The sequence below is a fragment of the Archangium primigenium genome, assembly GCF_016904885.1.
GTDB lineage: Bacteria > Myxococcota > Myxococcia > Myxococcales > Myxococcaceae > Cystobacter > Cystobacter primigenius.
Window position 1 is genome coordinate 2,140,814 of record NZ_JADWYI010000001.1, and the last position, 23,533, is coordinate 2,164,346.

At 69.0% G+C, this 23,533-nt stretch carries 16 protein-coding genes; 8 read left to right on the plus strand and 8 right to left on the minus strand.

Annotation, left to right across the window (positions count from 1 at the left end; all coding sequences use genetic code 11):
* Nucleotides 1-13: 13 nt before the first annotated feature.
* Entirely contained in the window at nt 14-1,096 is a 1,083-nt protein-coding gene (locus tag I3V78_RS09100) for an ABC transporter substrate-binding protein (RefSeq protein WP_239576359.1), read from the minus strand.
* A gap of 108 nt (nt 1,097-1,204) precedes the next feature.
* Between I3V78_RS09100 and I3V78_RS09105 the strand changes: the two genes are divergently transcribed.
* Both I3V78_RS09105 and I3V78_RS09110 read left to right on the plus strand, forming a co-directional pair.
* Nucleotides 1,205-1,870 (plus strand): response regulator transcription factor, encoded by a 666-nt coding sequence (locus I3V78_RS09105; RefSeq protein ID WP_204486080.1) that lies wholly within the window; start codon nt 1,205-1,207, stop codon nt 1,868-1,870.
* Between the two features lie 9 nt (nt 1,871-1,879).
* Nucleotides 1,880-3,274: a sensor histidine kinase gene (locus I3V78_RS09110; RefSeq protein ID WP_204486082.1), complete on the plus strand. Its 1,395-nt coding sequence runs from the start codon at nt 1,880-1,882 to the stop codon at nt 3,272-3,274.
* Nucleotides 3,275-3,304: 30 nt separating this feature from the next.
* Here I3V78_RS09110 and I3V78_RS09115 read toward each other — a convergent pair whose 3' ends face one another.
* Nucleotides 3,305-5,368, minus strand: a complete 2,064-nt coding sequence (locus I3V78_RS09115; protein WP_239576360.1) for a glycoside hydrolase family 55 protein — start codon at nt 5,366-5,368, stop codon at nt 3,305-3,307.
* 240 nt (nt 5,369-5,608) lie between these two features.
* On the opposite strand from I3V78_RS09115, the gene I3V78_RS09120 reads away from it, so the two are divergent.
* The 3 genes from I3V78_RS09120 to I3V78_RS09130 all read left to right on the plus strand — a co-directional run bounded on the left by I3V78_RS09120 (nt 5,609) and on the right by I3V78_RS09130 (nt 11,811).
* Complete coding sequence (locus tag I3V78_RS09120; protein WP_204486084.1) at nt 5,609-7,753, plus strand: hypothetical protein; 2,145 nt, start codon at nt 5,609-5,611, stop codon at nt 7,751-7,753.
* A gap of 186 nt (nt 7,754-7,939) precedes the next feature.
* A complete protein-coding gene (locus I3V78_RS09125; RefSeq protein WP_204486087.1) occupies nt 7,940-9,841 on the plus strand; it encodes a glycoside hydrolase family 30 protein in 1,902 nt (633 codons plus the stop codon).
* A gap of 257 nt (nt 9,842-10,098) precedes the next feature.
* Nucleotides 10,099-11,811, plus strand: coding sequence for an ABC transporter substrate-binding protein (locus I3V78_RS09130; protein WP_239576361.1), 1,713 nt, complete (start codon nt 10,099-10,101; stop codon nt 11,809-11,811).
* A gap of 45 nt (nt 11,812-11,856) precedes the next feature.
* Here I3V78_RS09130 and I3V78_RS09135 read toward each other — a convergent pair whose 3' ends face one another.
* From I3V78_RS09135 to I3V78_RS09145, 3 genes are all read right to left on the minus strand, one after another.
* Entirely contained in the window at nt 11,857-14,181 is a 2,325-nt protein-coding gene (locus I3V78_RS09135; RefSeq protein WP_239576362.1) for a glycoside hydrolase family 3 C-terminal domain-containing protein, read from the minus strand.
* A 195-nt stretch (nt 14,182-14,376) separates the two neighbouring features.
* Entirely contained in the window at nt 14,377-15,753 is a 1,377-nt protein-coding gene (locus tag I3V78_RS09140) for a glycoside hydrolase family 26 protein (protein WP_204486089.1), read from the minus strand.
* 90 nt (nt 15,754-15,843) lie between these two features.
* On the minus strand, nt 15,844-17,142 hold the full coding sequence (locus tag I3V78_RS09145) for a porin (RefSeq protein WP_338023507.1): 1,299 nt from the start codon (nt 17,140-17,142) through the stop codon (nt 15,844-15,846).
* A gap of 398 nt (nt 17,143-17,540) precedes the next feature.
* Between I3V78_RS09145 and I3V78_RS09150 the strand changes: the two genes are divergently transcribed.
* Both I3V78_RS09150 and I3V78_RS09155 read left to right on the plus strand, forming a co-directional pair.
* Nucleotides 17,541-18,842, plus strand: a complete 1,302-nt coding sequence (locus I3V78_RS09150) for an OprO/OprP family phosphate-selective porin (RefSeq protein ID WP_338023508.1) — start codon at nt 17,541-17,543, stop codon at nt 18,840-18,842.
* A 49-nt stretch (nt 18,843-18,891) separates the two neighbouring features.
* Nucleotides 18,892-20,145, plus strand: coding sequence for an O-antigen ligase family protein (locus I3V78_RS09155; RefSeq protein ID WP_204486093.1), 1,254 nt, complete (start codon nt 18,892-18,894; stop codon nt 20,143-20,145).
* Between the two features lie 15 nt (nt 20,146-20,160).
* Here I3V78_RS09155 and I3V78_RS09160 read toward each other — a convergent pair whose 3' ends face one another.
* Nucleotides 20,161-20,418, minus strand: a complete 258-nt coding sequence (locus tag I3V78_RS09160) for a hypothetical protein (protein ID WP_204486095.1) — start codon at nt 20,416-20,418, stop codon at nt 20,161-20,163.
* A gap of 160 nt (nt 20,419-20,578) precedes the next feature.
* On the opposite strand from I3V78_RS09160, the gene I3V78_RS09165 reads away from it, so the two are divergent.
* Nucleotides 20,579-20,947 carry a YkgJ family cysteine cluster protein gene (locus tag I3V78_RS09165; protein ID WP_204486097.1) on the plus strand — a complete coding sequence of 123 codons (369 nt, stop codon included), beginning with the start codon at nt 20,579-20,581 and terminating at the stop codon, nt 20,945-20,947.
* Here the strand turns inward: I3V78_RS09165 and I3V78_RS09170 are convergent, their stop codons facing one another.
* Both I3V78_RS09170 and I3V78_RS09175 read right to left on the minus strand, forming a co-directional pair.
* Entirely contained in the window at nt 20,948-22,204 is a 1,257-nt protein-coding gene (locus tag I3V78_RS09170) for a cellulase family glycosylhydrolase (protein ID WP_204486099.1), read from the minus strand.
* 72 nt (nt 22,205-22,276) lie between these two features.
* The gene (locus I3V78_RS09175) at nt 22,277-23,446 is read right to left on the minus strand and encodes a hypothetical protein (protein ID WP_204486101.1); all 1,170 of its coding nucleotides are present in this window, start codon (nt 23,444-23,446) and stop codon (nt 22,277-22,279) included.
* Nucleotides 23,447-23,533 lie beyond the last annotated feature (87 nt).

Consider the following 23,533-nt stretch of genomic DNA (forward strand, 5'->3'; position numbering starts at 1 on the left):
GCTCTCCGGGCGTTCAGCGGCCGCGCACGATGCGCTTCCACTGCTTGAGGAAGCGCAGGCGGGTGAGCTGGTCGAGGTTGGCCAACAGCTTCGGTCCCACGCGGATGGCGCGGATCTGCTCGGCGGGAGGACTGGGCACGTCGTTGGGGATGTCCGTGCGCACCGGCTCCATGTCCCGCTCGGCCAGCATCGCCTGGCCCCGCTTGGACAACAGGAAGTCCAAGAACAGCTTCGCGGCGTTGGGGTGGCGCGCCTCGGCGGGAATGAAGGCGATGCGCGACATCGTCAGCGTGAAGTCGGACGGGAAGATGATGCCCAGGGACGGGTCCTTCTTCTGCCGCCTCAACGCGTACGAGCCAATCATGTTGTAGACGAGCAGGTGCTCTCCGGAGATGAGCCGCTCCATCATCGCGCCCGTGGACGTGTAGAGCCGCGGTGAGGTGCCCGCCATGGCCTCCACGAGCTTCCATGTGTCGCGGCTGATCTCCACGTCCTGGGAGATGTAGAGAAAGCCCACGCCGCTGCGCTCCGGGTCGTAGCTGGCCACCTTGCCCTGGTAGAAGTCCTTCTTGGTGCGCAGCAGCGTCTCCAGCTCCGCGCGCGTGTGCGGCACGTCCTCCGCCGGCATCAGCCGCTTGTTGTAGGCGATGACGAGCGGCTCGGCGGTGACGCCGTAACCCTCGTTCTTCCACACCGCCCAGTCGGGCAGGTTCGGCTTCTCCGGTGAGGCGTAGGCCTGGGCATAGCCGTCATTGATGAGCTTGACCTGGAGGTCCATGGCCGAGCTCCACACGAGATCAGCCGAGCCTTGACCGGCCGCCACCTCGGCGATGAAGCGGCTGTAGATCTCCGTGGAGTTCTGATCCGCGTACTCGACCTTCACCCCGGGGTAGGTGTTCTCGAACTCGCGGATGAGGGGGGCGACCTCGCTGGAGTCGGTGGCCGAGTAGATGCTCACCGTGCCTTCCTTGCGCGCCTCCTCGATGATGCGCGCGTAGGAGCGGGGATAGCCGTCGGGGAGCGAGGGCGCCGGGCCCTCGGCCGCGGAACCCACCAGCGGCAGCGCCGCCAGCAAGACCATCAGGAGTCGTTTCAAGGGAGCCTCACGGGTGTCGGGGAACTGCGGGACCCGTCTTCACTTGCAAGGCCTCACGATATGGAACGATGCTGTCACCAGCCTGTCGCGCGTTTGGAGGTCGCTCGCTTGCGCATCCTGCTCATCGAGGACAACGCGGCCCTGGCGCGTGGACTCACCGCGTCACTGCGCGCGTCTGGGTTTGCGGTGGATCACGTGACGCATGGCGTCGCGGCCCTCGAGGAATCCGAGCTCGTTCCCTACAACCTGATGATCCTGGACGTGGGGCTGCCGGACATGAGCGGCTTCGAGGTGCTCAAGCGTTTGCGGCAGCGCGGCGCGACGACGCCGGTGTTGATCCTCACGGCGCGGGCGGCACTCACCGACAGGGTGACGGGGTTGGATCTGGGCGCGGATGACTACCTGCCCAAACCCTTCGAGCCCGCCGAGCTGGAAGCCCGCGTGCGGGCGCTGTTGCGTCGTGGACAAGGCCAGGCGGCGCCCGCGTTGACGCTGGGCGGACTGGTGTTCGACCGCTCCGCGGGCACCGCCACGTTGCATGGTCGGCCGCTGGACTTGCGTCGGAGGGAGTGGTCGGTGTTGGAGAGCTTGATGATCCGCGCGGGCAAGGTCGTCACCAAGGAGCGCTTGAGCGCCGAGGTGTTTGGTCACGATGAGCCGGTGGGGCCCAATGCCCTGGAGGTCTACGTGGGGCGGCTGCGCAAGAAGCTGGAGCCGGATGGCCCCACCATCCGGACCATCCGGGGCCTCGGCTACCTGCTCGACGGGTCGTGAGGTCGCGGCATGAGTCCCTCCTCCCTCACCACGCGGCTCGTCGTGGCCCTCGCGGGCGCGCTGGCGGTGTTGGCGCTCGTGCTGGGCCTGGGGGGCGCCTGGCTGATTCATGGGGTGGTGGAGCGCAGCGGGGATCGGGTCCTCGCGGGCTCGGTGGGGGCCATCGCGGAGACCCTGGCCCTGGAGGATGGAGAGCTCACGCTGGACCTGCCGCCCGCGGCCTTCGGCATGTTGGAGAACGCCGAGCACGACAACGTCTACTACGCCGTCCGGCACCAGGGGCGGCTCGTCACCGGCTACGCCGACCTGCCCTTCGCCGAGCACGTCCCCCCGCGCGACACCGTGGCCTTCCGGTACGAGGCGTTCCGGGGTCAATCGGTGCGCATCGCCACCGTGAGCCGGCTGATTCCCCGACTCAAGGGGGCCGTGGTGGTCCAGGTGGCGGAGACACTCCAGGCGCGCGATGCGCTGCGCGCGCGCATGGTGGGCGGGTTGGCGCTCCTGGAGGGGGCGCTGTTGCTGGGGGCCGCGCTGGCGGCCCGGCCCGCGCTGCGCTGGGGCTTGCGGCCCCTGGCCAGGTCTCGTGCCCTGGTGGAGGAGAAGGCGCGCGCCGCGCCCGTGGAGCTCACAGCGCTGCCGCTCGCGCCCGTGCCCTCGGAGATCCGCCCCTTCGTCGAGGCGGTCAATGCCTTGCTGGCGCGCCTGGAGGAGTCCACCGTGCGCATGCGCCGCTTCACGGGGGATGCCTCGCATCAGATGCGCACGCCCCTGGCGGTGCTGCGCATGCATCTGGCGCTCGCGCTGCGTCCGGAGGCGACGGAGGCCGAGCGCGCCGCGGCCCTGCGTGACGTGGAGGGCGCGACCCTGTCCCTGGAACGGCTGTTGACGCAGCTCCTCGCGCTGGTGCGCGCCGAGGAGCGTGGCGCCCTGCCCGCGCTCCAGCGGGTGGAGCTGAATGGCGCCGTGGCCCAGGTGACGGCGGACTTCGTTCCCCAGGCCCTGCGGGCGCGGGTGGAGGTCCACTTCGAGGGGCACGCGTCGGAGGTGTTCGTGCGCGCCGACCCGGTGCTGGTGCGCGAGGTGGTGGGCAACCTGCTGGACAACGCCCTCCGGTATCACCGGCCGGGCGGTCTGGTGGCGGTGCGGGTCGTGTGTGTGGACGCGGTCCCTTGGTTGGAGGTCGAGGACAACGGGCCCGGCATTCCCCCGGAGGAGCGCGAGCGGGTCTTCCAACGCTTCCACCGGCTGCCCCGGGATCAATCCCAGTCAGGCAGCGGCCTGGGTTTGTCCATTGTCCGCTCGCTGGCGGAGCACATGGCGGCGGAGGTCGTCCTGCGCGACGGCCGGGAGGGCGTGGGCCTCACGGCCGCCGTGCGCTTCCAGTCCTGGCCCACGCGTGCCTGACCGCGGGCAGACGCGTGGGGGAGCGACAGGCTACTGGCGGATGAGCCGGATGGCGTCGACGGCGATGTTGTAGGCGCTGCTGGCCGCGTTCTTGCCCGTCACGGTGAAGGTGAACGCCTTGGGCTCCAGGGTCGTGAACGTCACCGTGCCCAGGTCCGTCTCCGCGTAGACCGTCCCGCTGGAGTACTCGTCCTGGGGCGTGCCCTGGGGCGCGCCGTCGATGTCGAGCTGGTACTGGCCCCGGGCATTGTTCTTCTTGGTCCGCACCTTGACCTGGAAGGCGCCGATCGTCCGGGGGTACAGGACGTAGGTGACCTTGCCGCCCACCGCCTGGGTGTTGTGGTAGCGCAGGCTGCCCTTCTCCGCCTGGGCATCGATGTTCGTCGAGGAGGTGTCGTCGGCCTGGCTGGGCTGGATGTTCTCCGCCTGGTAGACCAGCACGTTGCCCTCATGCTCCGCCGTGCTTCCCAGCCGCCGCTGGATCTGGTCGACGTAGAGCGACTGCGGGGACAAGAGATTGCCGGACGAGGCCGTCTCCGCGAAGTCCACCGGGGCCGTCTTCGTCGTGGTGGACAGGTCCACGCCGGTGGCGCTGCCCCGCACGCCAATCACATACCCCTGGCCATACTGCTGGGAGCGGATGATGGACGTGGTGCCGGAGCGGTACTGCGAGCCGTTGGTGTTCCAGAACACGCTCTGGGTGGTGGTGACCCCGTGGCTCGTCGTGCCGTAGGGCGAGCGGTCGGCCGCCTCGAACTTCTCCTGGTGCAGGGTGAGGTTGTCCATCAGGTTGGCGGCGCTCAGGTGCATGTGGAAGTCAGACACCAGGTCGCCATTGGAGGCGCGGTTGTTGAACAGCACGTTGCCGGTGGCCTGCGTGGAGCGGAAGTCGAAGTTGTGCCGTCCCCCAAAGGCCACGCTGTCCTTGATCAACCCGTCACTGCCGCGGATGGAATACAGGTAGCCATTGCCGCCCTCGCCCTTGTACTGCGGCTTGTTCAGCTCGCAGGCATCCACGGTGATGTTGCGCGTGAAGAGCATGTCGATGCCGTTGGAGAGCATGTGGATGTCCCGCGTGTTGGACGCGGGGCGATAGGATTTGACGTTGACCACCCACCCGTCGACCGTGTGGTTGAGCTGGATGAGCGAGGCGTCGTGCATCTCGTAGGCCCCGGTCCCGGGCGTGCTGAAGTCCGTGCCGCCGGTCCCCGGCGTCGAGTTCTCGCGCATGCCGATGGCCAGGTTCTCGATGCCCACCTCGGACAGGTGGGCCGCCACCTTGTAGACCCGCGCGTTGTCCCGCGTCTTCATGTCCAGCCGCAGGGGGATGTCGATGGACAGGGTCTTCGCGGTGGCGTCCACGGCGGTGATGCGCCGGTAGAAGGAGGCGCCCGGCAGTGACGTCCAGTCACTGCCCATGCCGAGCTCCTGGCTGAGCGCCTCGGTGAGATCCGCGCGGATGACGATCCACTGGTCCACGGCGAAGCCGCTCACGCTGGCCACGGGAACGCGGGTGGTGAGGGTGGGCAGGTTCGCCGTCACCGCGGTGCTGGTCGCGGAGGAGGGCGTCCAGGAGACCGCCGACGTCTGGGGCGCCACCCGGATGACGCTGCGCGCGCGCATGTCCGTTCCGGCGTTGTAGAGGAACGTCTCCGTGGCGCCGTGTCCCCGGAGCACCACGTTGCTCTTGTTGAGCCACAGGGCGTGGTTCTTGCCGGCGGGCGGCGACACCTTGTAGGTCCCCGCGGGCAGCAACACCACGGCGCCTCCGCTGCGCGCTCCCGCGTCATCGATGGCGCGCTGGAGCACCGCCGTCACGTCCGAGGCGCCCGTGCGGTCCGCGTAGTAGGGCGCCGCGGTCACGTCGATCACCGCGTCCATCCGCACGGGCGGCTCGGCCCTCCGCGCGCGATAGCCCGCGTAGGAGAAGTCGTGCAGGAACTGGGCGGAGTTGCCCGGGTTCGTGTACCCGGGCTGCCAGGTGGTCGGGTACAGCACGCTGCGCCAGGCGGCGTCCGCCTCGCCGGGCGCCGCGGTCCCCAACGCCACCCCCATGAGCAGGCACATCGAGCGCAATCCTGGCTTCGCGTTCATCTGGTTTCCCCGGGTGAGACGAGTCTGGCGGCGGTTTATGACACGGTTTGTAGAGCCGCAAAACGAGTTTAACTTGTAATTTTGTGTGGGACGGCCTGTGCTCGTGTGCCCTCCGCGAGTGCCTGACGCGCCCAGGCGAGAGCGGGTAGACTCCCAGGGCCGATGCCCAAGACCCCTTCGCCAGAGTCCGGCCCGTCGTCCGGGTCCGCGAAGAACCCTTCTCCGAAGTCCGGTGGGGGCTTGAAGGGCGTGCTGCGCCGCGCGCTGGGCGGAGGCAACCGGGACGCTCCCCGGAAACGGGCGCCCGCGTCGGCCCCCGAGCCCGCGCCGGAGGTCCGCCCGTCGGACGGCGCGTTCCTGGACGAGGCCCCCACGGATGCGGGGTACCGCACGGGCATGCGCACCCGGCTCCTGGGCGAGGCCACGGAGATCACCGCCTTCCATCAGGCCCGGCGGGAAGCGCAGCTGCTCGGGCAGATGGAGCACAAGGGCGAGGGCGCGGCGCGCATCGTGAGCCAGCTCAACGAGCAGCTCAGCGGCTCCCAGGGCGCGGAGTTCAAGGGCCTGCTGTCGCGCGAGCTCAGGCCCCAGCTGGATCGGCTCGCGGATCAGGTGGAGCAGGCGACCACGGAGAACCGGCGCAAGATGGCCGCGCTCGTGGCGCGCTCGGCCCATCTGGCCGGCGGCGAGAGCGCCGCGACGTTCGAGAAGCTGCTCACCGCCACGGCCAGCGCCGAGGCGCGGTATCTGGAGTCGTGCGCGCGCACGGGTCCCCTCGCCGCCGCGAAGGAGTTCCAGGCCGCGTTGCGCGCCGCCGCGAGCCAGCCCTACCGCGCCGCGGTGCTGGAGAAGTGCCGCCCCCTGCTCCAGCGGCTCGCGGGGGAGGCGCTCGACCTGCCCTCGCGGGAACTGCATGCCGTCCTGCTCCAGTTCATGCGCGCCGCGGACACGCTGGGCCGGATGGAATGCAACACGATGGCGAAGATCTTCCTCGACGGCGCGCTCGGCGGAGGCCGGCCCGACGCGGCGGAGCGCTTCGCCGTGGCCCTGGGCCCCGCGCTGCGCGACGCGCCCTGGGGCGGCAACTGGGTCGTCCGCGTGCTGTTGAACCTCACCGAGCGCGCCCTGCCGCAGCCCGCCCAGACGCTGGCGGACCTGCTCCAGCAGGCCATCCGGGAGGCGCGCGAGCGCTGTGGTCCCCTGCTGCGCGCGGTCCAGATCGCGGCGGACAAGAGCGAGCTGCTGGAGCAGAGCCTGAAGCTCGACGCGCAGGTGGCGCCGCTGGCCGCGCTGACGCCCGCCTGCGCGCTGCTGCTCGCGGCCCGCGGGTCGGTGCCCGGGGGCGGCAATGGACCCCTGGTCACCGAGGCGCTCGTGAGCGTGGCGGCCCTGGATGCGGTGGGCGCCACGGACAACGGGCAGAAGCTCTTGCGCTACACGCTCATCCGGGAGGAGCAGGGCGAGCCGAGCTTCCTGGGCATCGTGCCCGTGGTCTCCCGGCCCCTGGGGCATCCGCGCCTGTTGCAGCTCATCACCGAGAGCGGGCTCGTCACCGCGAACTACCAGAACGGGGGCGGGCTGTTCATCCAGCGCGTGGCCCGCCAGGTCTTCCGGGCGCTGAGCGCGCCCGTGGTGGCGCGCTGCCAGAAGGGGGAAGGGGAGGAGGCCCGGCGGTTGTTGAGCTCCGCCCTCTGCGTGCATGCGCCGCTCTATGGCATGGACCTGAACGGCGGGCGCTTCGCCGCGGACATCCTCGAGCGTCTGCGCAGCAATCCCCAACCGGACCAGGTGGCGCGTGTCCTCGAGGAGCTGGAGGACGTGGCGAAGAAGAACCCCAGTCCGTACCGCACCGGCTATGTCGAGAGCCTGCGCTCGCTCGTCGTCGCGCTGGCGGAGCGGGATCCCCTCGCGGCCCCCCAGCCCGGATTGCAGCGGCGCGTGGGCGCGGCCCCGAAGATGAAGGCCACGGAGGCCGAGCGCACGCACATCGTCGAGGTGAAGAAGCTCGAGGCCGAGCGGGAGGCGGTACGGGCGGCCAAGGCCGCGCCGCCCGCTCCCGCGCGCGCGACGGGCGCACGCCCAGGCGCGCCAGGGCCCGCGAAGGGGCCCGCGAAGGCGCCCGCCCGGGCCACCGCGGCGCCGTCGGCCGCGCCTCCTCCGGCCGCGGCGCCTCCTCCCGCGCCGCCGCCCCGGCCCGCGGCGGACCTGAAGTCCGGCATGGCGCCGATGAACGCGCGCGAAGCCGAGCGCACGCACATCGTCCAGACGCGTCAACTCGAGGCGAAGCGCGAGGCCCAACGCGCGGACTCCCGGAGCCAGGGCGCGCGCGAGTCCGCGCCGGCGTCCCCACCTCCTTCTGGCCGGGGCGGCCCCCTGCGCGGCTGACCCGCGGGCGCTCCCTGTCTGGGTATGACTTGCCGCGGCATGTCTTCTCCCGGCGCTGGACAGACACGAAGCTGTCTTCAAAGTAAAACCTGAAAGAATTGACAGGGTGGGAAGGGGTATGCGCTACTCCGCCGCCGCGCGGCTGGCGGGTGGAGTGCCGCCGCGCGTCACGCGAGGAATCCCGACATGAAGAGTCATCACAGCGCGCTGGGACGAGCCGTTTCCCTGTCCATGGCCATGGGTCTGCTCGCGGGGACGTCCGCGATGGCGGGTCCGACGGCCCAGGTCATCTGGAGCTCCGAGAAGAATCCCGGAGACGGCGCCTGGTTCAACGGGCCCATGACGGTGCCCTACGCCCTGAGCGCCCAGGCGTCCGCGGCGTTCACCAACCCCACCAGCACGGCGGCCACGACGCTCAACGTGGACCCGGGCGACCAATACCAGACCATGTTGGGCATCGGGACCTCCCTCGAGGAGTCCACGGTCTTCAACCTCTCGCGCATGTCCGCGACGAAGCGGACCGAGGTCCTCAAGAAGCTGCTCGACCCCACGACGGGCTCGGGCATGAACCTGGTGCGCATCACGTTCGGGGCCTCGGACTTCACCGGCCGGACGTTCTACACCTACGATGACGTGCCCTATGGGCAGACGGACCCCAACCTGACGTCCTTCTCCATCCAGAAGGACATCGACTACAACATCGTCGCCACCCTCAAGCAGGCCCTGGCGGTGAACCCCAACCTGAAGATCTTCGCGAGCCCCTGGAGCCCGCCCGCGTGGATGAAGGACAACAAGAGCCTCATCGGCGGCAACCTGCTGTCCCAGTATATCCCCCAGCTCGCGACGTACTTCCGCAGGGCCGTGCAGGCCTACCAGGCCCAGGGCATTCCCATCCATGGCCTGACGCTGCAGAACGAGCCCCTGTACCAGGCGCCCGACTACCCCAGCACCTATGTCTCCTCGGACCAGGAGCGGCAGCTGCTCGTGGCCGTGCGCAATGAGTTGAATGCCAATGGCCTGAGCGCCGTGAAGCTGTGGGCGTATGACCATAACTTCGACTCGGCCATGTCCTACGTGACGCCCATCCTCAACAACGCGGCGGCCAACGCCGCCACGGATGGCGTGGCCTTCCACGACTACGCGGGCGATCCGAGCGCCATGACGCAGGTGCGCAATGCCTGGCCCTCCAAGACCATGCTGATGACGGAGCGCTCCTGGTGGGGCACCACCGGCGCGGATCGCATGGCGCAGTACTTCCGCAACTGGGCCAGCGGCTACAACGCCTGGGTGACGATGTTGGACAGCAACATCAAGCCCGAGCAGTGGACGGGCACGCCCGGCCCCACGATGTTCATCCAGAACGCCTATACCTACGACACCTACTGGGCCTTGCCCGAGGTCTCGCTCATCGGCCAGTTCTCCAAGTACGTGAAGCCCGGCGCCCGGCGCATCTTCAGCACCTACGGCTCGGCCGCCACCGTGACGAACGTGGCCTTCCTCAACCCGGACAACAGCCTGGTGGCCGTGGTCATCAACCAGACGGGCTCGAGCCAGCGCTTCAAGCTCGTCTCCGAGGGTCAGGAGCTCCTCGCCACGCTGCCCGCAAAGACCGTGGGCACGTACACGTGGCCCCGCCAGGGCTCGGGCACGGCGACCAACCTGCTCGCCAACCCGGGCTTCGAGACCGGCACGGCCGCGTCGAGCTGGGGCTCGGAGTGGCACAGCGGTGAGGTGGGCTACAAGGTCGACACCGACTACCCCTACGCGGGCAGCTACAAGCTCACCCTGTTCGCCCCCTCCGCCTACCAGCAGGTGTTCGGCCAGGTGAAGAGCGTGGCCAATGGCACCTACCGGGCCAGCGTCTGGGTGCGCTCGGGTGGCGGACAGAAGATCCTGCGCCTGTATGCCAAGGGCCACGGCGGCGCCGAGCTCACCGCGGAGATCGGTGCCAGCGTCGTCTCGAACTACACGCAGTACGTCATCAACAACATCCCGGTGACCACGGGCAGCGTGGAGGTGGGCGTCTACACCGATGCCAACGCCTCCAACTGGGCGGCGTTCGACAACTTCGAGCTGGTGAAGAACTAGTCCCCGCGCGGACCGGTCCGGCTCCCCGGACCGGTCCGCCGTGGGTGCAGTCAGGCTGTTTGACTTCCACCTTCATGGCACCGCGTGGCATCTGGTGCGCCGCGTCATGGTGTGTCAGCCCTTCTCCCTCGTTGAGAGGTTGAGACGCGGGCCAACCATGCTAAGAGCGCGCCTGGGTAGGAGACCGCACCACCCCTGCCCCCTCGGGCGATGTCCGGGCGCGTGTCCTCCTCAATCCAAGATAAGGAGCGCACGTGATGAAGACGCAATGGATGCCGCGCCGGATGCTCGTGATGGGCATGGCCCTTTTGTCGTGGGGCGGGCTCGCGGGCTGTTCGAAGAGCAAGCAGCAGGAAGGGGAGGGCAAGGGCACGGCCGCGGCTCCGGTGCAGAAGAGCAAGGTGCTCACGGTCGCCCAGGAGGCGCAGGCCTCGTGGATTCGCAACTTCAATCCCCTGCTCGCGCCGGGCACCGCGCGCTGGCCCTCGCGCTCGGGTGTCTATGAGCCCCTGTTCGTCTTCAACACGCTCAAGGGCGAGAACGTGCCCTGGCTGGCGTCCAAGTATGAGTGGAGCGCGGACAACAAGAAGGTCACCTATTCCCTCCGGCCTGAGGTGAAGTGGTCGGATGGTCAGCCCTTCGTGGCCAAGGACGTGGTGTTCACGTTCGAGTTGCTGCGCAAGCACAAGGCGCTGGACCTGTTCGGCGTGTGGTCCTTCGTGGAGGGCGTGACCGCTCCGGACGAGCACACGGTCGAGTTCACGCTGACGCGCGCCTACGTGCCCGGCCTCATCTACATCTCCCAGCAGCCCATCGTGCCCGAGCACAAGTGGAAGGACGTGGAGGATCCGGTCACCTACAAGAACGAGAACCCGGTCGCCACGGGCCCGTTCACCGAGGTGAAGGTCTTCCAGAACCAGATCTTCGAGCTCGGCCGCAACCCCAATTACTGGCAGCCGGGCAAGCCCGCCATCGAGGGCCTGCGCTTCCCGGCCTACCCCGGCAATGATCAGGCGAACCTCGCGCTGCTCAATGGCGAGATCGACTGGGCGGGCAACTTCGTGCCCGACGTGGACAAGGTCTACGTGAGCAAGAACAAGGAGCACAACCACTACTGGTTCCCGCTGGTGGGCAACACGGTGATGCTCTACGTGAACACCACCAAGAAGCCCTTCGACGACGTGCGCGTGCGCAAGGCGTTCAGCATGGCGATCGACCGCGACCAGCTCGTCAAGGTGGCCATGTACAACTACACCAAGCCCGCGGATGCCTCGGGCCTGTGTGACACCCACGAGCGTTGGCGCAACGCCGCGGCCCTGGCCGATGGCGCCGGGGACTGGACCAAGCTCAACGTGGAGAAGGCCAACGCGATGCTCGACGAGGCCGGCTACAAGCGCGGCGCGGACGGCGTGCGCGTGGGTCCGGACAACAAGCCCCTGCGCTACGACATCAACGTGGTGACGGGCTGGTCGGACCAGGTGCGCGCCGTGCAGATCATGGCGCAGAACCTCAAGGCCCTGGGTGTAGACGCCACGCTCAAGACGTATGACTTCAGCCCCTACTTCGAGCGCATGCAGAAGGGGGAGTTCGACCTGACCATCGGCTGGACGTCCGAGGAGCCCTCGCCCTACTACTTCTACCGGGACCTGATGAGCCCCGAGACCCTCAAGCCCGTGGGCGAGCTGTCCGCGCGCAACTGGCACCGCTTCTCGAGCAAGGAGGCCGACGCCCTCTTCAAGGCCTTCGAGACCACCAGCGACGAGGCCGAGCAGCGCAAGCTCGCCGACCAGATGCAGGTGCTCTTCGTGCAGAACGCGCCCGCCATCCCGCTCTACCCCAACCCGTCCTGGGGTGAGTACAACACGCGCCGCTTCACGGGCTTCCCCAACGCGCAGAACCCCTACGCGAAGCTGTCGCCCAACAGCCCTCCGGAGAACCTCTTCGTTCTCACCGAGGTGAAGCCCAACTGATGCGGCGGGGGAGGCGGGCCCCGAGGGGCCCTCCTCCCCGTCGTCTCATTTCAGGGTGGCGATCCACGCGTCCAGCGTCGCGTCCGTCAGCTTGCCCTGGGTGAAGTTCACCACCTTGTAGGCCGGCATGTCGTGGATGAAGACGAGCGTGGAGTCCTCGCCCTTCTTCCGGGCCGCCCGCTGCTCCTCGGTGAGGCCCGGAGGCTCGGGCGGCTTGTTGTCCGGGGAGTAGCCCAGGAAGGACTCCAGCAGGCGCGAGTACACGGCCTTGCCCTTGGGGTGGTCGAGGAACTCCTTGACCGTGGAGTCGCGCGTCAGCGTCACCGGCGCGCGCCGGGTGCTTTGCACCTGCACGGTCTGGTGGAGCGGCAGATCCCTCGACGAGCCGCCCACGAGGATCTCGAACGCGCCGGAGTTCACCGCCCAGTCATGCTGGGTGCTGTCGAAGTAGGCGAAGTCGCGCCGGCTCAGCTCGAAGCGCACCGTCTTCTCCTGGCCCGCCTCGAGCGCCACCTTGGTGAAGGCCTTGAGTTCCTTGGGCGGACGCACCACGCGCGGCTGGACCTCGCGCACGTAGAGCTGGACGACTTCCTTGCCCGCCACCTTGCCCGTGTTCTTCACCTTCAGCTCGACGCTCAGCGTCTCCGTCTCCTGGAGCGAGGCCGCGCCGAGCTTGAGGTCCGAGTAGGCGAAGGTCGTGTAGCTCAGGCCAAAGCCAAACGGGAACAGGGGCGTGAGGGCCCGCTTGTCGTAGTAGCGGTAGCCAATGAAGATGCCCTCGCCGTAGTTGGCCTGCTGGTTCAGCCCGGGGAACTCCAGCGCGGTGGGCGTGTCCTCCAGGCGCATGGGGAACGTTTCGGACAGCTTGCCCGAGGGGTTCACCTGGCCCAGCAGCACGTCGGCCAGCGCGGCGCCTCCGGCCTGTCCGGTCAGGTAGCCCTCGACGATGCCCTGGACCTTGTCCGCCCAGGGCATGGTGATGGCCGAGCCGTTGAGCAGCACCACCACCACGCGCGACTGCACCTGGCTCACCGCCTCGATGAGGCGCACGTGGCCCTCGGGCATGTCCAGGCTGGCGCGGTCGAAGCCCTCGGACTCGTGGCTGTCCGGCAGGCCCGCGAACACGATGGCCACCTCCGCGCCGCGCGCCAGCGTGCGCGCCTCCTCCAGCAGCGTCTCGGAGGTGATGCCTTCCAGGTCATAGCCCGCGGCGTAGCCGAAGCGCGCCTCGCCGCCGCCCATCCGCACCAGCTCGTCATAGGCGCGCGTCTGGCGCGTGGGGTTGACCTGCGAGCTGCCCGCGCCCTGGTAGCGCGGCGTCTTGGCGAACGCGCCAATCACGGCCACCTTGCCCGTGCCGCGCGGGTCCACCGGCAGCACGCCCTGCTCGTTCTTGAGCAGGATGATGCTCTCGCCCGCGGCCCGGCGCGCCAGCTCCTGGTGCTGCTCCACCTCGTAGGTGGTCCCCGGCCGGTGGCTGTCCCGCGCCCGCAGGACGACGGTGAGCAGGCCCGTGACGACCTCGTCCAGACGCTCCACGGACAGCCGACCCTGCTCCACGGCGGCGATGATCTTCTGGCGGTTCACCTCGCCACTGCCGGGCATCTCCAGGTTCAAGCCCGCCTTGACGCCCTGGACCCGGTCGCTCACGGCGCCCCAGTCGGAGACCACGAAGCCCTCGAAGCCCCACTCATCCCGGAGGATGCGCTCGAGCAGCACGTCGTTCTCGGAGGCGTACACGCCGTTGACCTTGTTGTAGGCGCACATCACCGACCACGGCTGCGCCTCCTTGATCGCGATCTCGAACGCCGGCAGGTAGATTTCGTGCAGCGTGCGCTCGTCCAGGTTCGAGCTGCTGATCATCCGCTCGTGTTCCTGGTTGTTCACCGCGAAGTGCTTGAGCGAGGTGCCCACGCCCTGGCCCTGCACGCCCTGGATGTACGCGGCCGCGAGCTGCCCGGCCAGCAGGGGATCCTCGGAGAAGTACTCGAAGTTGCGGCCGCCCAGGGGCGAGCGCTTCATGTTGATGCCCGGGCCCAGCAGCAACTGCACGTCGTGGGTCTGGGCCTCGCGCGCCAGTGCCTCGCCCACCTGCTTGAGCAGCTCCGTGTTCCAGCTGGAGGCGAGCGCCGAGGCGGTCGGAAAACACGTCGCGGGCACGCTGTCCGCGGTGTTGGGCCCCGTGGCCCGGCGCAGTCCGTGCGGACCGTCCGCCATGAAGATGGAGGGCACGCCCAGCCGCTCGATGGCGTGCGTGGTCCACGCGCCATTCCCAGACAACAACCGGGCCTTCTCCTCCACGGTCATCTGGGACACCAGTCCCTGGGCTTTCGTTTTGTACTTCTTGGACTCGCTGGAAGGTGCGGACATGTCGTTGGGGGCCCTCGGCGCCGTGTGCGGCGGTTGCGGGCCGGAAACACTACACGAGGATGTCCGCCTCCGGGCTCCAGAGAAATCCACACCGAAAAGCAATACCTCTGGATTCTTCTCGCCCCAACGGCCGCAAAGGCCTAACACGGTGCGTCGCGGCGGCCGGGGGGCGTGTCCTCCCCGGCCGCCAGGGGCCTACTTCGCGGTGAAGGTCGTGTCGTTGCGGTACAGCAACGTCTTCGACCAGTCCGCGGTGAACACCAGCGTGTCGACGCGGTAGGTGCCCGTGGGCTCGGACGTGGGGATGACGAACGTGGAGCCGTAGGCGCGCGTCTGTCCCGCCGTGAAGGCTTGCGCGGTGTAGGCCTTCTCGGAGATCAGCGCGCGTGTGGAGGCATTGCGAATCTCATACTTCACCACCACGGTGGTGGCGTCCGGCGACGTGACGCTGGCGTTCACCTGGAAGCCCTGGCCCCGGGTGACGGGGTTGGCGCTGACGGTGGCCTGGGTGGTGGTCACCTGCGGGGCCGGGTTGGTGGGCGGCGACTGCGTGAAGCGGCTCTTGAAGAGGGCGGCCGCGTTGGGGAACTCGGTCTTGAAGGTGTTGCCCCCGCTGTCGTCGACGTTCGACAACTGGTGGTGCCCATCCCCCGCCTGGACGTCGAAGTACGAGTGGTAGCCGACATTGTTGGTGGGGTCGAAGATGAAGTCGAGCATCTGCCCGACGTAGTAGGTGTCATCCCCGCCGCCCGTGGTGGCGGCGTCGTTCACGCCCCACTCCGGAATGGACAGCCGCTTGCCGTGGGCGCGCGCGAAGTCGCGGAACTTGAGCAGCGCCGGCGCGAACTGACTGCTCCAGACGCCCTGCCAGCGGCTCAGCGCGCACGTGCCCGTGCACCCCGCCGGAATGGGGTACTGGCCATTCCAACCCTGGTCATACATGTCCAGGCCGATGTAATCGACATACGCGTCACCCGGGTAGGTGGTGGACAGGTCGCCCGCCGCGATGTCGTAGTTGGGATTCCAGTCGAACTCGAAGCCGGCCGAGGGCTGCGCGGCCCGCATGGCCGTCACGATCTTGCGAAAGCAGCCCGCGAAGTTCGCCTGCTGTCCGTTGCCCGAGTACCACGGCATCCAACTGCCGCTGAACTCCCAGCCCAGGCGGATGATGGTGCCCTGCAGCTTGTAGGCGACGAGGTTGTTGGCGAGCGTCCGGAAGCGCGTGTCGTAGGCGCCCTGGGCACACTGGGCGAGCGAGCCCTGGCCGCTGGGGAACATGGACACCGAGTAGTTGAACCGCCGGCCCGCCTTGGCCTGCACCCAGGCGCTCCAGGACTGCAATTGCCAGGTGGGGTTCTCGATGTTGTTCCAGGAGTCCTTGGCCTGGTGTCCCTGGCCCATGCGCACGTCGTAGCCGAGCCACATGGAGTAGGCGTTGACGGCGTTGGGCTGGGAAAACACCTCGCCCCGGTACACCCCCGTGAGGGGCTGCGCCGAGGCGTTCGTGGCGACGCCCAGGCCCGCGCAGGCCAGGGTCGAGGCGAGGGTGAGACAGAGGGACTTGAGGGTCATCGCAGGCATCTCCCAGGGAGGCGGCTTTCGCCGTTATTCCCGTTTTGTCGGAGTGTGGGATGCGATGGGTCCCGTGTCAACGCGCCGCGCTCAGTAGTTCACCTGGAGCTGCACGCGCGTCAGGTCTCCGCGCTGCTGGATGTAGGGCGCGCGGGAGGAGGTGCGATCGGAGATGGCGTACGCGGCCGTCAGCTCGAGCGCCTTGTAGATCTGCCACTCCACGCCCATCTCCAGCTCGCGGACGTCGTAGCGCGGGGCGTTGGTCTCGAACTTCTTGCCGCCCTCGTAGAGGGTCCCGCGCACGTAGGGGATGAGGGTGACGCCCAGCACGCCATCCAGCTTGTACATGAGCTGCGCATAGCCGCCGCGCAGGGGACGGCTGGCCACGGTGAAGGCCTCATCCCCGCCGCCCAGCGACGGCCCACGGCCCACGTTGTACTCGGCGACGAAGCCGAGCGGCTGGGGGTAGATCATCAGGCTGAGGTTGGCGCGGGTGTCGACGAGATCATTGGCCCCGTCGAGCAGGGCGTAGGGCGCCGTCGCGGTGGGGGTGACCGTGACGTTGTAGCGGCCGTAATAGCCGCCCACGCCCACCTCGACGAACTGCTTGCCGAAGAGGAAGGGCCAGGTCACGCGGGCCACGACGTGGGGCGTGTCGTTGCGCTCGGCGCGGTTGGCCGTCTGGCCGTTGTAGATGCCCGTGCCCACCACGCCGTAGTCACCCGAGCCCTTGAGGCCACTGTCGACCAGGTGCTTGAAGCGCTGGCGGATCTCGTCCGGCGCCCAGTAGAAGAAGACACCCAGGTCGCGCTCGTCCTTGACCGCGCTGTTGATGGCGTCGTTGCGGTCGAAGGGGAGGCGGTTCTGGCTCGACTGGAGGTTCTCGAAGCCGAACGGCACCTTGGACTGACCCACGCGCAGGCGGAACTCCTTGCGCGAGTCCAGGAAGACGTCGGCGTACCAGTCGCGCATGATGGCGACGTTGTACTGGTCCGAGATGACCGAGGCGAAGTCGGGCTGCAGGTAGACAGACACCCGCTCGTGCACGTCTCCGAAGAGGATGACGCGCGCGCGCCGGATGCCAAAGCCCGTGTTCTTGCCGAGGAACCGGTCACCCTGGTCGTTGATGAGCTCCTCGTTGACGCGGAAGCTCGGCAGCCGGTTGTAGCGGAACTGGGTGTAGCCGCGGATGCGAAGCTTGTCGTACCAGTGCGACTCCTTCTTCGGCTCCGCGGGGGGCGGCTGGAGCGCCGGAGAGGGAGGCTCGGCGGGCGTCTTGGGTTGCTCCGCGGCGGGGGGCGGCTGGAGATCCGGGGCGGCGGGCTCGGACTGCTGGGCGAGCGCGGCGGGGGTCTGCAGGAGCACGAAGAGGAGGGTACGGAGGGACACGGGAATGTGCATGGCGTGAAGAAGCGGATCCGCCGGGGAGGGGCACCCGGTGCGGAGCGCGATCCCTCACGTACACAGTCGCGGATGAGGGGACAACGGTGGGACGACCGCGTCGCCAAAGTGTCACCGGGCACCTGCTTCTGTGTCGAAAGTGTCACCAACACGCTGCTTGCCCGGTCACACGGGCGGTGTCGGCCGATTCCGGGGAACCCCGGGGCGAATCGTTCCATCAGGACGGGCGAATCCTTTTCGTGAACCGCCCCCGGATCCCCAACGTGAATGCCTTGATGCGCAGGCCCTGGCTTCCTGGTCGTCTTCTTCGTCCCTCCCTCGCCCGGTCGGTGTTGACCGCTTCCTGCCTGGTCTTGTCCGCGGGCGCCTGGGCCCAGCAGGGGCCCGTGCCCCAACCCCATGCGGATCCGCCGAAAGACGACACGCCGCGAGACCCCGCCCTCAATCCCGCCACGACCGCGGCGCCCCCTCCCGCGCCCGTGCCTCCTCCCGCGTCCACGCCGCCCCCTTCTTTCACCGCGGGCGCCGAGGGCTTCACTCTCTCCAGCGCGGACAAGCAATACCAACTCAAACTGCGTGGCATCCTCCAGTCGGATGCGCGCTTCTTCGCCCAGGGCAAGGAGCGCGCGGGCAACAACACCTTCCTGGTGCGCCGCTTCCAGCCGACCTTCGACGGCACGCTGGCGGGCCTGGTCGACTTCCGGTTCCAGCTGGATCTGGCCCCCAATTCCCAACCCATCCAGGACGGCTACGCGGAGATCCACCCGGCCCGCCAGTTCCGGATCCGGGTGGGCAAGTTCAAGGCCCCGGTGGGCCTCGAGCGGCTCCAGCCCGTCACGGCCCTCCTCTTCCCGGAGTTCGCGCTGCCCACCAGCCTGGTGCCCAACCGCGAGGTGGGCATCCAGTTCGCCGGAGATTTCTCCGGAGGTGTGCTGAGCTACGCCCTGGGGGCCTTCAACGGCTCGCCCGACAACGGCGCCGCGGACCTCAACGTCGACGACAACGTGGAATTGGAGGGCCGGCTCTTCGCGCACCCGTTCCGCAATGGCTCGGTGGATGCGCTCAAGGGGCTCGGCCTGGGCATCTCCGGCACGGCGGGCAGTGAGTACGGCACCCTGGGCGCCACCCAGGAGTCCGTGCTGCGCGCCGAGGGTCAGCAGACGTTCTTCTCGTACCTCACGGGCACCACCCTGGAGACCACGGTGGTCGCCAGCGGTCGTCACTACCGCTTCTCCCCGCAGGCCTACTACTACAACGGCCCCCTGGGGCTGATGGCCGAGTACGCCTCCTCCACGCAGGACGTGCGGCGGGGCGCGGACGTGGCCCGGTTGACGAACGACGCCTGGCAGCTGTCCGCCTCCTACGTCCTCTTCGGCGGCAAGGCCTCCTACGAGGGCGTGAAGCCCTTCCACCCGGTGCTCCCCAGCGAGGGCCACTGGGGCGCCGTGGAGGTGGGCGCCCGCTACTCCGGGCTGCGCGTCGACCCGCGCGCCTTCCCGCTCTTCGCGGACCCCTCGCGCTCGGCCAGCGGTGCGCAGTCCTGGGGCGCCGTCGCCCATTGGTACTTGAGTGGCAACGCCCGCATCACCTTCAGCACGGAGCGCACCACCTTCGCGGGCGGCGCGGCGGATGGCGGCGACCGTCCCACGGAGATCGCCTTCTTCAACCGCGTCCAGGCCTACTTCTAGGCGACGGTCCGCCGGGGACCCGGGCGGGTGAGGTACTGTGCGCGCCCCCATGGGTTCCGCACCTGCCTCCAGCCCCCGCCCGCGCTCCCTCGCCACCGCCGCGCTCTGCCTGTACGCGGTGGGTCTGTTCCTGGCGGAGGGGGTCTTGCAGGCGGGGGCCGCGCTGGCGGTGGCGCTGACGCTGGGGCTGCTCGTCTCGCGTCGGCTCCGGTTGGCGCCCGACGTACGGGCCTACGCGCTGGCCAGCGGCGCGTTGTGTCTGTGGCAGCTCGTGTCTCCTGGGGTGGCCCTGCTGACGGGGGCCGCCGAGCGGTGGCCCCGGAGTTCGCGCTACGGCCAGACGCTGGACACCCTGGCGGGCGCGGCGGTGGCGTGCGTCGGCACGCTGGGCGTGCCCTGGGTGGCCCTGGGCGTCATCGTCGCGGTGGGGTGGGGCGTGGCGGCGGTGCTGGGGGTGTACCAGCACTTCGTGCCCTGGGCGTGGGAGCCGCCCGCCTTCCTCAAGCTGAGCCGGGAGCGGCTGCACGAGAACTTCGGCACCGAGGAGTCTCCCCACTACGCCTCCGGCGGCTTCTTCTTCCACCGGCTGCGCTTCGCGCATGGCGCGGTCTCCGTCCTCGGTCCCGCCCTGGCGATGGTGGGGCGCGCCCGGTCGCTGCGCACCCGGGGCCTGGCGGCCCTCGTGGTGCTGGCCCTGCTCGTGTCCACCTACGTGTCCTTCGCGCGGGCGGCGCTCGGCGCGGCGGTGGTCGTGTGCGTGCTGGCGTTGCTGTTGTTGATGCGCGGCACCGCGCGCCGGGTGGGGCTCGGGGTGGCCGTGGCGCTGGTGGTCGCGGTGCTGGTGACGCCCGCCTGGAGCGAGCGGGCGGGCCGGGCGCTCGAGAACGTGGTGAGTGGCGAGCGTGCCCTGGCGATGTCCGTGGGCTGGCGCCTGGTGCGCGAGCATCCACTCGTGGGTGTGGGGTTCGGCAACCACAAGCCCGCGGCCCTGCGCACCCAGGCGGAGACCCACATCACGGATCTGCTGGCCACGGACGCGCACAACCTGTGGCTGACGACGTGGGCGGAGACGGGGCTGATCGGCCTCGTGTTACAGGCCGCGGTCCATGGGCTCCTGGCCCGGGCCCTCTTGCGCCGCCACCGCGGCGGCTCGCTGGCCGCCACGGGGGCGCTGTTGTCCTTCGTGGGCTTTCACATCCTGTCGCTCGTCCACTACCTGCCCTTCCACTCCAGCGTGCACCTGTCCTTCGCGTTCGTGTGGGGCCTGGGATTGAGCGAGGGCGGTGAGATCCTCCGGGACTGAGCCGTCGTGTGACGTTCAGCGCGCGTCCACCGCCGTGGCGCCGTGCGTGCCCCGCCGCCCATGATCGCGGGCCTCACGCTCATGGCGCTCCCGCTTGGCGCGCTCACGGCGCTCGCGCTCGGCGCGCTCACGGGCCTCACGCTCGCGGTTCGCGGGGTCCACCGTTGCCGGGTGGCCACTGGGCGGGCGGGGGTCGCGCCTCGAATCGGCCAGCGCGGGCATGCTCGCGTACAGGGTGAAGGCGATGGACATCCACGTGAACACGGTCTTCATGGGGAGGCTCCTCGGAGTTGGCTCGCTCCGTGTCGTGCTGAGTCCGACGAGGCGCCCGGTGCCTTATTCGGACCGGTGGGATGTCGAAGTATTTCGTCAGCGGCCAGGCAGGCGAGCGTGCCATTGGCGTCCCTGGAGGGGGCGGATACGCTGCCGCGCCATGTCGCTCGAGACCCTTTGCCGCGCCTGCGGCCTGTGCTGCGACGGCTCGCTGTTCTCCCGGGTGCCCCTGGCTCCCTCGGAGCGCGTGCCCGAGACCGCGCTCGCCGTGGTGACCAACGACAAGGGGGGGCGCCACGTGCCCCAGCGGTGCGCGGCGCTCTCGGGCACGGTGTGTCAGGTCTATGCCGAGCGGCCGCTCGCCTGCCGCCGGTACGAGTGCCTGCTGTTCGGGGCGCTGCGCTCGGGGGAGGTGTCCCTGGACGAGGCGCTCGCGGTGGTCACCCAGGCGCGGGCGCTGGGCCAGGAGGGCGCCCCCGAGGCTGTCCGGGAGCGCTACCTCTCGTTCCACTTCGGCAGGCGGCCGTGACTACTCGGCCTGGGTGGCCTGGAGCGTGGTCGCGGTCCACATCCGCTTGAGCTCGCTGTACGCGGAGCGGTAGTAGCGCCCGCTGGTCTCTCCGTCCAAGAGCGCCGTGGACAGGCCGAACCACTCCTCGTTCAGGAAGTAGTCGGGGCCGAGGTTCGCGTTGGTGTAGCCCCCGGTGTTGTGGACATCGCGAGGCCCGGCGCCGTCCTTCCACCACTCGTCGTTCCACTCGAACGCCACGCCGCCCAGCAGCTTGTTGCTCGTCGAGCGCGCGCTGAGGTTGGGCAGCATCGTGTTCTCCCAGCGGCTCTTGTAGAACGCGGCCTGCTGCTGCTGCGCGAACGTCGAGCCCCGGCCCTCGGGGTTGGAGGTGTCACAGCCCTGGTTGTGCTGGCAGGCGTCATAGCCAAACTCCGTGAACAGGAGCGGCTTGTTGAGCGGGTAGCCCTGGATGATGTTCTTGAAGCCCTGCTCGGTGTTGTACATGTTGATGGACCAGACATCCACGAGCGGCGCCCGGTTGAGCAGGCCGCTGTTGTGGATGTCCAGCTGGGGGTTGTCCCCGATGACCACCGTGTAGGGATGGGCGGCGTCGGCCTGCTGGTCCGCCTCGCGGATGGCCTCGCCGTAGAAGTCGAACATCGCCTCGGCGGAGATGGGCCCGCGGTTCCACTCGAAGTTGTTCTCGTTGCCGAACGCCCACATGAGCACCATGGGGAACTCGGTGCGGTTCTTGAAGACGTTGATGATGTTGCGAAAGCGCAGCTTGTGCCGCGTGCGCGCGTCCTTGCCGAACTTCACCTGCTGCCCCGAGCGCAGGTCCACGTTGGCGGGCAGGAAGTAGTTCATGATGACGTAGATGCCCTGCCGGTCCGCCTCGTCCAGCACGGCGCGGTAGTTGGCGAGCACCGTGGCATCCACCCGCGAGGGGTCCGTCGAGGGATCGTTCTGCTCCTCCCAGTTCTGGAACAGCCGGTCGTACAGGACGTAGACCCGCAGGGTGTTGACGCCCATCTCCTTCATCTTGGCCAGGTCGCTGAACGCCACCGCCCGGTTCATCGTCCAGTCATCGGGCCAGTTGTTGGGCCCCGTCCGGGGGACCGGGTGGTAGTTGACGCCCTTGACGGTGAAGGGTTTGGCGTTGACCAGCAGTTGCTTGTTGGAGAGGGTCAGGGACTCCGGAGCGCGTCTGGCATTGGCCTCGGGTGCCACGGCCAGCACGGACAGCATGCTCATCCCCACGAGGAACCGGTTCATGCGGAAGCCTTCCTTTCAGCGGTGAGGGCGCCCGTATAACACCGGATTCCTGGTATTTGTGGATTTACTCGTTTAGAAGGCCCCGAAGGTGGGCGGTCGGGTGCTGGTGAAAAAATCCTGGAAGGACAGTTGGAAGCGCAGCGCGCTGCCGGGCTCTCCGTCGAAGGTGCCGTCCTTGTGTCCGAGCACCACGAGCGACTCGTCGCGCAGGACGGACAGGTGCACCAGGGAGATGGCGCCCGGACGGCTCAAGCCGTGCGTGTCCTTCCAGACCTCCAGGTTCTCCTCGCGCCCGGCCTGGAGGGCGTCCCAGGACAGTTGCAGCAGGCGCAGGGACACGGGCGCGTCCGCGGTGGCGGAGCGGTGGCGTTTGTAGCCCACGGCGAGCCCCGAGGCGCCGCCCATGAGCGCGACGGGGCCGGGCTGGAAGGTGCGGTCGATGAGCCGGCTCTCCGCCCGCCAGGGGCAGCCGCGGCCCGGCAGCCGGGTGACGTAGACGAGGGACTCGGCGGTGGGCGTGTCGGAGCGCTCGGGCGCGCTCCACGCGAAGAAGTGACAGCCCGACCATTCCACGCTCGCATACGAGGCGTGCTCGTCCGGGGGCGCCAGCACCGTGGGCGCCGCCTGGGTGGTGAAGAAGTCCGGGTAGGTGGCCGTGAACCGGGTGCCCTCGCCCACCTCTCCCGGGATGATGCCGGACTTGGTGCCCTCGACCACGAGCGCGTCCCCTGACACCGCGAGGCTGGCCTGGGTGATGCCACCCGGCAGGCAGGTGCCCATGCCGCGAGGACAGATGGACGCGCTCAAGCTCTCGCGTCGCAGGACGTCGAGCGAGTCGGGGGCGAGGTGCCACAGATTGAACCGGCTGCCCGTGGCCGCCGGGGAGTCGCCTGTCAGGGAATGGCCCACCGCGAGGCCCTTGTCCCCGGCGACGAGCGAGAGCGTGGGCGGCGCGTGGGACGTGTCCAGCAGGCGGTGTTGCTCCTCGAAGGGACAGGTGCCCAGGCTCGTGCGGTGCAGGCGGATATCGTGGACGGGGGCGGCTGACCTCGCGCCGTCGCGGGCCTCCGCCGTCAGCGAGTAGAGGCAGCCCTTCCATTCGGCGCTCGCGCCGGGGGACGCCGTGAGAAGGGCGCGTCGGGGCTCGTCCGTGAGGGGGGGCTCGCCCCCCGGGGGGGGAGCTCCGCACCCCAGAATCCAGAGCGCGGCGACCAGCGAACGTCCCCATTTCGTGTCACGCATGCGGGTGTCCTCATGGGGCGGCGGGAGGTCGACAGCGCCCCGCGTCATTGAATTCATTCTTCCAGGCCGTTCGCAGGTGTCCCGCCG